Origin of the sequence: Streptomyces sp. TRM68416, from assembly GCF_014596915.1 — a bacterium.
GTDB lineage: Bacteria > Actinomycetota > Actinomycetes > Streptomycetales > Streptomycetaceae > Streptomyces.
In genome coordinates, this window is the sequence record NZ_JACVWU010000006.1 from 276,826 (window position 1) to 288,701 (window position 11,876).

Annotated in this window: 12 protein-coding genes; 8 read left to right on the top strand and 4 right to left on the bottom strand. The window is 72.4% G+C overall.

The genetic code is table 11. From position 1 onward, the window contains the following. Positions 1–94 precede the first annotated feature (94 nt). The 3 genes from ICC28_RS13095 to ICC28_RS13105 are packed head-to-tail and all read left to right on the top strand — an operon-like array spanning position 95 to position 1,961. A complete protein-coding gene (locus ICC28_RS13095) occupies positions 95–1,108 on the top strand; it encodes an iron-containing redox enzyme family protein (RefSeq protein ID WP_188288668.1) in 1,014 nt (337 codons plus the stop codon). A 27-nt stretch (positions 1,109–1,135) separates the two neighbouring features. Continuing rightward, the gene (locus ICC28_RS13100; RefSeq protein ID WP_188288727.1) at positions 1,136–1,783 is read left to right on the top strand and encodes a HemK2/MTQ2 family protein methyltransferase; all 648 of its coding nucleotides are present in this window, start codon (positions 1,136–1,138) and stop codon (positions 1,781–1,783) included. Beyond that, positions 1,764–1,961 carry a CDGSH iron-sulfur domain-containing protein gene (locus ICC28_RS13105; protein WP_188288669.1) on the top strand — a complete coding sequence of 66 codons (198 nt, stop codon included), beginning with the start codon at positions 1,764–1,766 and terminating at the stop codon, positions 1,959–1,961. The genes ICC28_RS13100 and ICC28_RS13105 overlap by 20 nt, the downstream gene beginning before the upstream one ends. Before the next feature lie 145 nt (positions 1,962–2,106). Here the strand turns inward: ICC28_RS13105 and ICC28_RS13110 are convergent, their stop codons facing one another. After that, positions 2,107–2,541, bottom strand: a complete 435-nt coding sequence (locus ICC28_RS13110; RefSeq protein ID WP_188288670.1) for a protease inhibitor — start codon at positions 2,539–2,541, stop codon at positions 2,107–2,109. Between the two features lie 350 nt (positions 2,542–2,891). Between ICC28_RS13110 and ICC28_RS13115 the strand changes: the two genes are divergently transcribed. The 3 genes from ICC28_RS13115 (at position 2,892) to ICC28_RS13125 (ending at position 5,786) form a co-directional block, all read left to right on the top strand. Next, a complete protein-coding gene (locus tag ICC28_RS13115) occupies positions 2,892–3,587 on the top strand; it encodes an alpha/beta fold hydrolase (RefSeq protein ID WP_188288671.1) in 696 nt (231 codons plus the stop codon). 73 nt (positions 3,588–3,660) lie between these two features. Continuing rightward, positions 3,661–4,830 carry a lactate 2-monooxygenase gene (locus tag ICC28_RS13120; protein WP_188288672.1) on the top strand — a complete coding sequence of 390 codons (1,170 nt, stop codon included), beginning with the start codon at positions 3,661–3,663 and terminating at the stop codon, positions 4,828–4,830. After that, the gene (locus ICC28_RS13125; protein WP_188288673.1) at positions 4,827–5,786 is read left to right on the top strand and encodes a 2-hydroxyacid dehydrogenase; all 960 of its coding nucleotides are present in this window, start codon (positions 4,827–4,829) and stop codon (positions 5,784–5,786) included. Before ICC28_RS13120 ends, ICC28_RS13125 begins: the two co-directional genes overlap by 4 nt. Here ICC28_RS13125 and ICC28_RS13130 read toward each other — a convergent pair. From ICC28_RS13130 to ICC28_RS13140, 3 genes are all read right to left on the bottom strand, one after another. Next, on the bottom strand, positions 5,783–7,354 hold the full coding sequence (locus ICC28_RS13130) for an RICIN domain-containing protein (RefSeq protein ID WP_188288674.1): 1,572 nt from the start codon (positions 7,352–7,354) through the stop codon (positions 5,783–5,785). The genes ICC28_RS13125 and ICC28_RS13130 overlap by 4 nt on opposite strands. A 516-nt stretch (positions 7,355–7,870) precedes the next feature. Then, entirely contained in the window at positions 7,871–8,248 is a 378-nt protein-coding gene (locus ICC28_RS13135; RefSeq protein ID WP_188288675.1) for a toxin Doc, read from the bottom strand. Positions 8,249–8,251: 3 nt separating this feature from the next. Beyond that, positions 8,252–8,497: a hypothetical protein gene (locus tag ICC28_RS13140; protein WP_188288676.1), complete on the bottom strand. Its 246-nt coding sequence runs from the start codon at positions 8,495–8,497 to the stop codon at positions 8,252–8,254. Positions 8,498–8,742: 245 nt separating this feature from the next. Here ICC28_RS13140 and ICC28_RS13145 point away from each other — a divergent pair, with 245 nt between their 5' ends. Continuing rightward, on the top strand, positions 8,743–10,209 hold the full coding sequence (locus tag ICC28_RS13145; RefSeq protein ID WP_188288677.1) for a cytochrome b: 1,467 nt from the start codon (positions 8,743–8,745) through the stop codon (positions 10,207–10,209). 156 nt (positions 10,210–10,365) lie between these two features. Next, complete coding sequence (locus ICC28_RS13150) at positions 10,366–11,841, top strand: effector-associated domain 2-containing protein (protein WP_188288678.1); 1,476 nt, start codon at positions 10,366–10,368, stop codon at positions 11,839–11,841. Positions 11,842–11,876: the final 35 nt, after the last annotated feature.

Consider the following 11,876-nt stretch of genomic DNA (forward strand, 5'->3'; position numbering starts at 1 on the left):
CGGCCTCTTCAGGGTGCGGTTGATCACGCATGCCTTCATGGCGGCCCGCTCCACTCGGACGGGTCGCCCGGCGCGGGCCGGGTACCCGGCCCGCATGACCCACGAGCGTACGGAACCCCGGCTGCCGGGCACCCGGGGGCCGGTGTCCGCAGCCGTCACACGGTATCTGCGGGGCACAGGCCCCCTGCCACGCGACGCCGACCTCGCGGGCGCCCCCGTGTACGGCGACGACCTCCAGCTCGCCCTCTACCTGTGCTACGAGCTGCACTACCGGGGCTTCGCCGGGGTGCCCGCGGAGCGTGAGTGGGACCCCGACCTGCTGCGGGTGCGCGCGGCACTGGAACACCGCTTCCTGACCACCCTGCGCACCGACGCCCCGGTCCACGACGGCGTCGACGAGGCGCTCGCCGATCTGCTGGTCGAGCCGGTCGAGGGCACCGGAGTCAGCCACTTCCTGTGCGGCGAGGGCGAGTTGTGGCACGTGCGGGAGTACGCGGCGCTGCGCTCCCTGTACCACCTGAAGGAGGCGGATCCGCACGCCTGGGTGCTGCCCCGGCTGTGGGGCCGGGCCAAGTCGGCGATGGCGGCGGTGGAGTTCGACGAGTACGGCGCCGGCCGCCCCGACCGCATCCATGCGCGCCTGTTCGCCGACCTGATGACGGATCTGGACCTCGACACGGCGTACGGCCGCTATCTGGACGCGGCGGGCGCCGAGTTGCTGGCCACGGTGAACCTCATGTCCCTGCTCGGACTGCACCGCACCCTCAGAGGCGCCCTCGTCGGCCACTTCGCGGCGGTGGAGATCACCTCCTCGCCGGGCTCCCGGCGGCTGGCCGAGGCGATGCGCCGCACCGGCGCCGGACCGGCGGCAGAGCACTTCTACGACGAGCACGTCGAGGCGGACGCGGTGCACGAGCAGGTGGTACGGCACGACGTCATCGGCGGTCTGCTGGCCGAGGAGCCGCAGCTGGCACCCGACATGGCCTTCGGCATCGACGCCACGGGCCACCTGGAGGACCGTCTCGCCGACCGGCTGCTCACCGCCTGGCGGGCGGGCAGGTCGTCGCTGCGGACGCCACTTCCTTCCGGAATACCCCATATCTCCTGATTGCCGGGGTACCCGGGCGCCGTGAACATGGTGATACCACCGGGCGTCTACGCCCCGCAGGAGGACACGGATCTGCTGGCCGGCGCCCTCGCCGACGAGCCGCTGCCGACCGGCGCGGAGGTGCTCGACGTGGGCACCGGCTCCGGCGCGCTGGCGCTCGCGGCGGCCCGGCGCTCCGCCCGGGTGACCGCGGTCGACGTGTCGTGGCGGGCCGTGTGCGCGGCCCGGCTCAACGCCCGGCTGTCCGGGCTCCCGCTGCGCATCCGGCACGGCAATCTGTTCGCGCCCGTGCGGGGGCAGTCGTTCGACCTCATCCTCGCCAACCCGCCCTATGTTCCCGCACCCGCCGCCGAGGCCGGTCCGCGCGGGCCGGCCCGGTCGTGGGACGCGGGGCACGACGGGCGGTCGGTCCTGAACCGGATCTGCCGCGAAGCACCCGCGCTGCTGCGCCCCGGAGGGGTGCTGCTGGTCGTGCACTCGGCGCTGAGCGGGCCCGGCCGGACCGTGGACGGGCTGCGCGAGGCCGGACTGAAGGCGGCCGTGACCCGGCGGCGCCGGATCCCGTTCGGTCCGGTACTGCATTCGCGCGAGCCGTGGCTGCGGGCGCAGGGCCTGCTGTCCGCCGCGCAGGAGAAGGAGGAGTTGGTGGTCGTCCGTGCCGAACTCCCGGTCTGAGCCGCCCCGCAGGATCACGATGCAGCGCCGCGGTCCGCTGCTGGTGGAGGGCCCGGTAGAGGTCGAGCTGGAGGACGGCACGACCGTCTCCTCCGACCGCTTCCGGGTCGCCCTGTGCACCTGCCGGCGCAGCCGCCGCTACCCCTGGTGCGACACGAGCCATCGCGACCGGGGCTGACGGCGGCGGTACCGAGGTGCCGGCCGGGTGGCCCCACTCCGCCCGGCCGGCCCTCGGCGCGGGATCGCACGGCCCGCGTCAGAGCTCGCACTCCCCAGCTACGAGCCGCTGCACGTCCTCACGGGAACCGTGCGATCCCGGTCCCTCAGAACGCGAAGACGCTCGCTCCGAGGGAGATCTGCATGCACTCGTTGGAGAAGACCCGCTCGTAGGACACGCGGCGGCCCTGCCAGACGCCCTCGGCGGTGACGACGACGGGGTCGTACTCGCGGGTGCACATCACGCCCTCGATGCCCTCCAGCGCATCGAAGTCCCCTTGGGTGGCGCGCAGTTCGGCGCAGGCCTCGGCGGCGGCCGGGTGCGTGCCGGTCGGCGTCGGCGCGCAGGAGAGGGTGACCGCCCGTTCCGGCCGGACGAGGGCCGCGCTCTCACCGTGCGCCACGGTGAGGACGAGCGCCGAGGGGGCGTAGAGCGAGGCGGGGGCGGCGACCGGGGCGGCGGGGGCGGCCCCTGCGAGGGGACCGCAGACGGCGGTGGCCGTCAGACCGAGAGTCGCTGCCCAGCGCGCGGTGTTCCGCATTGTGTGCATCCTTCCGCTGACTGTCGAGGGTGTGCCGGAACCACGCCCGGTCGGGCCGGAACCAGCGAGCGCGAGTCTGCCGAGTCCGTCGCCGGAACACACATCCGACCCACGGGTTTCAGTAACCTTGCGTATTGAATCAGTGGCGCGAAGTGACGGAATTCGAACGTTCCAACCCCGCAACCGGGCCGATCTTGATCGCCTGGAGCAGCCAAGTGGCCGGATTCCACTCGCTCGGCAATCGGCCTGAAACATTCCGATTCCGGCCCGCGGCCGATGCGGCCTTCGGTCGACTCCGCGGTCGCGGGCGGAGAAGGGCCGGTGTCAGTGCCGGCGGCTACGGTGCGGGCATGACCAACTTCGTACTGGTGGCAGGTGCTTGGCTCGGCGCGTGGGCGTGGGAGGAGGTGGCCGCGCAGTTGCGTGCGGCGGGGCACGGCGCCCACCCGCTGACGCTGTCCGGCCTCGCGGAGAAGCAAGGGGTGCCCGCCGGGCAGCAGACGCATGTGCGGGACGTCGTCGACGAGGTCGAGCGCCTCGGCCTCGGACGGGTCGTCCTCGTCGGGCACAGCTACGCGGGCGTTCCGGTGGGCCAGGCCGCCGTACGGCTCGGCGAGCGGGTCGACCGGGTGGTGATCGTCGACGGCAACGCGGCGGTGGACGGGGAGTGCTTCCTGTCGGGCTGGCCGAGCGACCCGGTGCGGGAGGCGATCGCCGCCCACGACGGGTTCTGGCCGTGCCCGGACGCCGCCGAGTTCGCCGGTCAAGGACTGACGGACGAGCAGGTGGCGCGGATCGTGAAGGGCGCCACCGCACACCCCGGCGCCACCCTGACCGAACCGGCGGTCATGGCCCGCCCACTGAGTGAGCTGCCCGGCACCTACATCAAGTGCCTCCTGGACGGCGAGGAACCGTGGGGCGCCGCGGCCGAGCTCCTCAGCAGCGAGCTGTGGGAGTTGGCGACCATGGACACCGGCCACTGGCCGATGTTCTCGCAGCCGCGCGAACTGGCCCGCATCCTGGACGCGTTGCCGCCCCGCGCTTGATCACCCGCCCCTGCCTACCAGTCGGTATGGTCGGCGTGCAGCGCGTTCTCAGCGACGAGAGGCGGTCGTACCGATGGCCAGGCACTGGGCGGACTTCCAGTACGAGATCTATCTGAACGGCATGACGGGAGCCGTCCCCCGGCTGCCCACCGATCTGACCCGGCTGGAGGCGCTCACCGAGCAGCGGCTCGGCCCCGGCCCGGTCGGGTACGTGGCGGGCAGCGCGGGGGACGGCAGCACCGCCCTCGCCAACCGGCGGGCCCTGGACCGGCGCAGGATCGTGCCGCGCGTGCTGCGGGACGTGCACGAGCGGGACCTGTCCGTCGAGGTGCTCGGCCGGAGGCTGCCCGCCCCGGTGGCGCTGGCGCCGGTCGGGGTGCTGTCGATCATGCATCCGGACGCCGAGCCGGGCGCCGCCCGGGCCGCCGCGGCGCAGGGCGTGCCGTTCGTGCTGTCCTCGGCGTCCAGCACGCCCCTGGAGCAGGTCGCCGAGGCCATGGGGGACGCCGAGCGCTGGTTCCAGCTGTACTGGCCGAAGGACCCGGAGGTGGCGCGCAGTTTCCTGGGCCGGGCCAAGGCGGCCGGGTTCACCGTGCTCGTCGTCACCCTGGACACCCCGCTGCTCGCGTGGCGCCCGCGCGACCTGGACCAGGCCTATCTGCCGTTCCTGCACGGCGTGGGCACCGCCAACTACTTCTCCGACCCGGCCTTCCTGGCCGGTCTGGCCAAGCCGGTGCACGAGGATCCCAACGCCGCGGTGATGCACTTCGTCGGGATGTTCGCCGACCCCGCCAAGACCTGGCCCGACCTGGCGTTCCTGCGCGATCACTGGGACGGCCCGATCGTGCTGAAGGGCATCCTGCACCCGGCGGACGCGGTGGCGGCGGCCGACGCCGGGATGGACGGGGTCGTCGTCTCCAACCACGGCGGCCGGCAGGTGGCCGGTGCGGTCGCGGCGGCCGACGCGCTGCCCGGCATCGTGGCGGCGGCCGGGGAGCGACTGACGGTGCTGTTCGACAGTGGCGTGCGCACGGGCGACGACATCGTCAAGGCGCTCGCGCTGGGCGCCCGGGCCGTGCTCGTCGGGCGGCCGTACGTATACGGTCTCGGACTCGACGGGCAAGCGGGCGTGGAGCACGTGATCCGCTGTCTGCTGGCCGAGCTGGACCTCACCCTCGCGCTGACCGGGCACGCCCGTCCCGCCACCGTCGGCCCCGCCGACCTCGTGGAGGACTCCGCATGACCGCCGTGAGGAACGTCCTCGCCGTCGTCGCACCCCACGTGGGCGGCCGCGCCGTCGCATCCGGACTCGCCGCGCTCTTCCCCGCCGAGGCGCACGTCACCGTCGTCGAGGCCGCGGACGAGGACCCGGCCGCGCTGCGCACCGCCCATGTCCTGATCACCGCGCTGGCCCCGGTGACCGGCGAACACCTGGCCGCCGCACCGGAGTTGGAGCTGGTGCAGTGCGCGAGCCACGGCTTCGACTACGTCGACCTGGGCGCGGCCCGGGCCCGCGGGGTGCCGGTGTGCACCATCGGCTCCAGCGGCGCCGAGGCGCAGAACGTGGCCGAGCAGACCTTCGCCCTCATGCTGGCGCTCGCCAAGCGGCTGATCCCGGCCCACACCGCGCTGGTGGAGGCGGACTGGGCGCTCCCCCGGCTCCAGGGCTCGCTCACCGAGCTGTCCGGCAAGACCCTCGGCATCGTGGGCCTCGGCCGTATCGGGCGGCAGGTGGCCCGCCGGGCGGCCGCGTTCGACATGACCGTCGTCTACGCGGCCCCCCGCTCGCAGGAGTTCGCCGGCGCCCGGCACGTCCCCCTGGACGAGCTGCTGCGCACCGCCGACTACGTCTCCCTGCACGCACCCCTCACCGAGGAGACCCGGCACCTGCTGGACGCGCGGCGCCTCGCCCTGCTGAAACCGACGGCGTTCGTGATCAACACGGCCCGGGGCGCCCTGATCGACCAGAACGCCCTCGCGGACGCGTTGGAGAAGGGCGCCCTGGCCGGGGCGGGCCTCGACGTCTTCGACCCCGAGCCGCCCACCCCGGCGCTGCGGTTGCTGCGGGCCCCGAACGTGGTGCTGTCCCCGCACGTCGGCGGCGTCACCCGGGAGACCCTGGTCCGTATCGCCCTGGCGGCCGTGGAGAACGTGACCGGGTATCTGGCGGGCGGCCCGCCGCGGGACGTGATCGGTTAGAGGGAACCGTCCGAGACCTGGGCGGCACTGTCACTGACCGCGAACGACCCCGGGCCCGCCGATGGCCCCGGGTCGGCGAGCCAGCGCTGTGTGTCGGTGCCGTCGCGGACCTTGACCACGATGTCGGCGCCCGGCTCGCCGGTGGTGGAGGCCAGGGCGAGCCGTTCGTCCCAGCGGGGCAGCAACTCGCCCTGCGCGGTGAGGTCGTAGCGCACGTCGTCACCGCGGCCGGCGTCCCTGTCGGCGCACCGGCCGAGGACGACGACCCCGGCGTCCACATGCGAGTCCAGGCACAGATCCGGGTCCGCCGCGCTGCGCAGCAGCCCGTCCTTCTCGTACGTCCACTGCTGCTCGGCGGTGGCGGAGCAGGGCGCGAGCTCGGTGCCGGCGCCGCGGCGGACCTCGCCCCGGACGGCCAGGCACAGGTCGGCGTCCGCGTTGCGCAGCCCGGTCCGCTGGGACGGGACGGGGAGCCGGGCGGTGTCCGGGGGCGCGGAGGACGCCGTGGGCGGGTTCTCCACGGCGCTGCCGGAGACGGCCGGGGCGGTGCCGTCGTCCTCCGACCACACTCCGGCGACCATCATCGTGGCGAGCAGTCCGACGGAGGTGAGGCCCACGCCGGTGAGCAGTGTCCGCGGCCCGCCCGGCGTCCTGCGCAGCTGCTGCGGCAGGAGCCGGCGACGGCCGCGGCCGTGCCGTGCGGAGCCGCGGGCGCGCGAGCGGGCGCCCTGCTGGGTGCGGCCCGGACGGGACTCGTAGTAGCGGCGGGCGCCCCAGCCGAGCACGGACTCGGCGATCAGGCCCCCCAACGCGCCCTCGAAATGACCCAGTTGTTCGGCGGCACCGCGGCAGTAGCGGCACTGGGCCAGATGCTCCTCGACGTCCGGCAGGAGGGCTCCGCCGCGCCGAATGGGGACGTCGAGAAGGCGGTTGTAGAACCGGCAATCCTTGGTCGGCGCGAGTTCCCGATGGGCATGTACACAACCCATACGGAATTTTTCATGCGCCTGTTCGAGTGCGACCGACGCGGTGTCGGCATCCATGCCCAGGAGGCCGGCGGGGACGGTTATCGGCTCGGCCTCGACCTCGGTGTGCCAGAGCAGACACCGGGAGAGTCCGGGAAGGGCATGGAATGAACGCCCGGCCAGCTTGCGGTTTTCCGGCGTCATGGACTTCGCGGCCCGCATACCGCGGCCGCCCGCAGGTTTCCCGAGATCCGGCAGGACCGCGGTTATTCGCTCTTCGGCCGCCCAGTCCCGGACGGTGTCCCGGACGGCCACGAGCAGCCGGGGGCGCAGCGCGGCGGCGGACTCGCCGAGGGTCAGCCGGCCGAGGACCTGGTGGAAGGCGGCGGCGGTGACCATCGACGCGACGTCCTCACGGGAGGCGAGGCAGATCACCGCGTACTCCTGGACGGGCTGCCAGTGCCGCGCCATCAGCAGGGCGACGGACTGGGCGGCCTCGCCGTCGGGCCGGCCGCGCAGCAGCACGGCGAGCCCCTCGTCGGATTCCCCGGGAGGCCCGCCGGGCGGCGGGTAAGGAGGGCGAGGGGGGTGGGGGGTGGGCACTGAGCGGATTCCTTCCCACGCAAAGGTGACACACAGAAGCTCCGGCCCCCGAAAAGGAGTTCTGCCTGGTGCGTCCCTTTTGGGCGCCGGACGCGGGGAGCGCGAATTCCACCGACCCCCATTCGGTCCGGTTCCCCCACGGACGAATGCGACCCGGCTTTTACCCCCCGCACGGGCACTTCACCCTCGCACAAAACACTCTTGCCCAACAAGGCACTCGGGCAACATCAGCACCTTTGAAAGATAGTCAGATTCGACGGCAACTCGACTCACTCGCACTGGCATTCGTCATTCCCTGTGCCCCGTGTGAATCGCGCACCCGTTCCGGGGCGGCGCGCACGCTCCCGGCGCACGCCGCGGCGCAGTCCACTGGAAGCGGCCCCTCGGAAGGCCCCGCGCAGGACGGCGGCTCTCCTGTGCGAACGGGCCGCCGACCCCGATCCTCCCGCCCTCGGTCGGCGGCCCCGAGGGAGGCGGCCGGGGCCGACGGCCCACGGGCCCGCCGGACAGCGGCCGTCAGATCTGCCAGGAGCGCAGCCGGTCCGCGGCCCCGAAGACGTCGGTCTTGCCGTCGATCAGATCGCGGGCGAGGTCGACGAGAGCGCCGTAGGGCGGATCAATGCCGACACCGCTGACGAACATGTAGGCCACGGCCGTGGCGCAGGCGAAGCGGGCGTTGGCCGAGGGCAGCGGCTTGAGCAGGGCGAGGGTGTGCAGCAGCGCGGCGGCCCGCCAGGCGGGGTCGGAGTCCACGCCGAGCCGCGGCGGGTCCACGCGGTGCCGGGCAACGGCCGCGACCAGCGCCGAGAAGTCGTTGATCGTGGGCTGGTCCGGCAGGACCTCTTCGTGCCGCTGGAGCAGCCACGGCACGTCTATGTGGATGACAGGTGCCATCGGTCAGGCGGCCCGCCCCTCGTCCTTGGCGGGCGGTTCGTCGTCGGGGAAGGCGGCCGCGAATTCGTCGGCGTGGGACGCGAAGAACCGGCGGAAGGCCTCGGCGCCCTCCTGGAGCGCCCGGTGCCGGGCGATGTCGGCCGCCGCCGCCTCGCGGACGAGGGCCTTCATGGACGTACCGCGTTCCTTGGCGATCTGCCGCAGGTCCTCTAGCTCGCGGTCGCTGAACTCCACGTTGAGAGCTGGCATGCCCTCACGGTACCGCGCGGGTACTCGACCGTAAATATCACCAGGTCAAGCGGCTCACGGGACGGTACCGCGAGGGATTCACGCGCACCACCCCCGGGTGAGACGTGGGTCACATCGAGTCTCTCGGATGTCACATTCGGCCCTCTGGGGCCGTCGCAGGTGCGAGCCCACGCAGCGGAGGCCCTGCGCATGTCCGAGATCCCCGTTCGTCCCGACAGGCTCACGCACGCCCCCGAGGAGGAGCAGTGACAGCCGTGGCACCGCCCGGGAAGGGCGAACGACTCGCCGACTGGTTCGACGGCCGCCTGGGCACCCACACCCTGGGCCGGAAGTACCTGCGCAAGGTCTTCCCGGACCACTGGTCGTTCCTGCTGGGCGAGATCTGTCTGTACAGCTTCGTGGTGCTGATCCTCAGCGGCGTGTACCTCACGCTCTTCTTCCACCCGTCGATGAACGAGGTGACGTACCAGGGCAGTTACCTGCCCCTCAACGGCGTGCGGATGTCCGAGGCGTACGCCTCCACCCTGGACATCAGCTTCGACGTGCGCGGCGGGCTGCTGATCCGGCAGCTGCACCACTGGGCGGCGCTGGTCTTCGTCGCCGGGATGCTCACGCACATGATGCGGCACTTCTTCACGGGGTCGTTCCGCAAACCCCGCGAGGTCAACTGGCTGTTCGGCTGGTCGCTGCTCTTCCTCGGCCTGTTCGAGGGCCTGTTCGGCTACTCGCTTCCGGACGACCTGCTGTCGGGCACGGGTCTGCGGTTCGTCAACGGCGCCCTGCTGTCGGTGCCGATCGTCGGGACGTACCTGTCCCTGTTCCTGTTCGGCGGCGAGTTCCCCGGCGACGACATCGTGGCCCGCTTCTACTCGCTGCACGTGCTGCTGATCCCCGGCGTCATGGCGGCGCTCGTGGTGGCGCACGTCCTGCTGGTCGTCCACCACAAGCACACCCAGTTCGCCGGCCCCGGCCGCACCGAACGCAACGTCGTCGGCGCCCCGTTCATGCCGGTCTACCTGGCGAAGGCGGGCGGGTTCTTCTTCCTGGTCTTCGGCACCCTCTGCCTCCTCGCCGCGGTCGCGACGGTCAACCCGGTGTGGGCGTACGGCCCGTTCCGCGCCGACCAGGTCTCCACCGGCGCCCAGCCCGACTGGTACCTGGGCTTCGCCGAGGGCCTGGTCCGCGTCATGCCGGGCTGGGAGATCAACCTGTGGGGCCACACCCTCGTCCTCGGTGTCCTCATCCCTGTCGTCGTCTTCCCCCTGATGCTGGTCTTCATCGGCGTCTACCCGTTCCTGGAGGCGTGGCTGACCGGCGACAAGCGCGAGCACCATCTCCTGGACCGCCCGCGCAACCGCCCGGTCCGCACCGCGATCGGCGCCTCCTGGCTCAGCCTCTACCTGCTCCTGCTGGTGGCCGGCGGCAACGACATCGTCGCCACCCGGCTGCACCTGTCGATCAACGTGGTCACCTGGACGCTCCGGATCGGGGTGTTCGTCGTCCCGGCCGCCGTCTTCGTCCTCACCCGGCGCATCTGCCTCGGCCTGCAACTCCGCGACCGGGAGCGGGTGGCGCACGGCCGCGAGACGGGCGTGATCAAGCGGCTGCCGCACGGCGAGTACGTGGAGGTGCACGAGCCGCTGAGCCAGGCGCAGTTGCACACCCTCACCGCACACGAACGGCCCGGCGAACTGGTGGAGCGCGAACCATAGCCGTCTCCCCCGCCTCCGCGGGGACGCTTCTCCCAGCCCCTTCCGTCCGGCACGGTCGCCTCTAATCTTGAGTCACGGACCGTGCACAGCGAGTCGTCGCCGCACGGGGGCAAGGGAGCGCGTCCCCGCCACGGGGCGCCGGAGGGGGGAGCCGCCGTGTGCGAGGAGACAGAGGAGATCAAGGACCGGATACGGCGCCGCGCCGTCGACGCCCTGGTGCGCTGTGACACGCTGGGCTCGCCCGAGGACCGCGAACAGTTCCTGGGTCTGGTCCTGGACGGGCTCCGGCGCAGCGGCGGGCTGCAGCGGCACAGCACGCCGCGCGGGCAGTACGTGGCGCTGCTCCGTTTCTGTATGACGACCCCGCCCGCCTCCGGCGGCACGGACGGGCTGACCTGCCTCGCGGCCGTCCTCGATCTGCTGGACCCGGGCTGCGCGGAGTCACTGCTGATGTACCGGCTCGCGGACGAGTGGAAGGCCGTGCGGACGCTGCCGGACGAGTTCACCGACTCCTGGGGGCTGTTGGAACAGGCGCTGCAGTCGGTACGCATTCCCGACGCGGAGCGCAGGGCCATGGTGGCGCAGGCGACCCAGTCCCGATTACGCAGCCTCCCCCGCCACAGCATCACCGTGTGGTCGGACTTCCTCTATCTGGTGGGGCAGAACACGGCGCCGGACCATGTACCGCCGTGGATGGCCTATCTCGACGCCGCGTCCACGTGGCTGGACGCGGCGCACCGCCGCAATCTGCGCGCGATCAACCGCAGACCCGCCGCCCGCTGGGAGTTCGGCCACACACTCGACCGGGCGCGGTACGCCCGGCAGCCCTCGGAACAGCCGTCCACGCACGCCGAGCACCTGGCCATCCGGATCATGGAGGCGCCCTACGACGAGGGCTACTACACGGTGTCCCACTGGTTCCACTCCGCCCTGCGCGGGCCGGACTTCGAGGGACGCAGTGACAGCCCTACGGTCCCCTTCGCCGAGTTGCAGCAGACGGTCAGCGGCGTGATCTCGCAGGTGCAGTGGACGGAGGGGGACCGGCCGGGACATCTGCGACTGGAGTTCGTGCTCCCGCTGGAACTGATCAACCTGCCCGTCGAGTCCTGGCCCCTGGATGTCGCCGAAGGTTCTCATCTCCTGCTGGGCACGAGCCATCCGGCGGTGGTCGTCCGGAGCCTGGACCGGCTGATGGACCGGCGCTGGCACGGCTGGTGGCGGCTGCGCTGGCAGAAGCTGTGCGAGGAGCCGACGACCAGCTCCGTGTACATGAGCATCCCGAGCAGCAGCCCGCAGCATCCGGACCGGGTGGCGGCGGAGCTCGCCGACGAGGCGCATGTCGCCGCGGTGCTGAGCGAACCGCCCGAGGCCGGACGGCCGTACGGCTGCCTGGAGTTCAGGACGGCGCTGTGCACGGGCTATCCGGTGGTGGTGTGGCACCGCACCAGTGAGTCGACGACGGAGTTCCGGCAGGTGGTGGGCGATCTGCTCGCCGAGGGATTCGCCGACCTGCTGCCCCGGATCACCCGCTTTCGCCGTCAGGCCGCCGCCCTCGGGGCAGGCACACCGGAGCACCGGATCGGCCGGCATCTCGCGGTGCTGTGGGACGACCCCGACCGGAAGCCGCTGTGACCGGATCTCCGACGTCCGGCCGGCCTCACCCGGCC

Bases quoted from the DNA above. Each gene is read 5' to 3' on its own strand.
- ICC28_RS13135 (WP_188288675.1), bottom strand. From the start codon at position 8,248: ATGGCACCTGTCATCCACATAGACGTGCCGTGGCTGCTCCAGCGGCAC.
- ICC28_RS13125 (WP_188288673.1), top strand. From the start codon at position 4,827: ATGACCGCCGTGAGGAACGTCCTCGCCGTCGTCGCACCCCACGTGGGC.
- ICC28_RS13140 (WP_188288676.1), bottom strand. From the start codon at position 8,497: ATGCCAGCTCTCAACGTGGAGTTCAGCGACCGCGAGCTAGAGGACCTG.
- ICC28_RS13095 (WP_188288668.1), top strand. From the start codon at position 95: ATGACCCACGAGCGTACGGAACCCCGGCTGCCGGGCACCCGGGGGCCG.
- ICC28_RS13110 (WP_188288670.1), bottom strand. From the start codon at position 2,541: ATGCGGAACACCGCGCGCTGGGCAGCGACTCTCGGTCTGACGGCCACC.
- ICC28_RS13100 (WP_188288727.1), top strand. From the start codon at position 1,136: ATGGTGATACCACCGGGCGTCTACGCCCCGCAGGAGGACACGGATCTG.
- ICC28_RS13115 (WP_188288671.1), top strand. From the start codon at position 2,892: ATGACCAACTTCGTACTGGTGGCAGGTGCTTGGCTCGGCGCGTGGGCG.
- ICC28_RS13120 (WP_188288672.1), top strand. From the start codon at position 3,661: ATGGCCAGGCACTGGGCGGACTTCCAGTACGAGATCTATCTGAACGGC.